General features: G+C 53.3%; 2 tRNA genes. Both read left to right on the forward strand.

Annotated elements, in window-relative coordinates:
* Positions 1-76 (forward strand) — tRNA-Asn (locus ACYP03_RS25630).
* Positions 77-215: 139 nt separating this feature from the next.
* Positions 216-291 (forward strand) — tRNA-Phe (locus ACYP03_RS25635).

The following is a 291-nucleotide window of genomic DNA, read 5'->3' on the forward strand; positions in this document are numbered from 1 at the left end:
TCCCCCTTAGTTCAGTCGGTAGAACGGCGGACTGTTAATCCGTATGTCGCTGGTTCAAGTCCAGCAGGGGGAGCCAATTTAGTACATTGCCATTACGCAGTGTATGACCTCCAAACTGGTGAGCACGTTGTGCTCAATGTCGCTGGCCTGGCCGGCCGCGTTAAGTCCAGCGAGGGGGAGCCAAACAGCAAAACGAAGATTTTAATCTTTGTTCTGCCTCGATAGCTCAGTCGGTAGAGCAGAGGATTGAAAATCCTCGTGTCGGTGGTTCGATTCCGCCTCGAGGCACCA

The organism is Photobacterium sp. R1 (genome assembly GCF_054600795.1).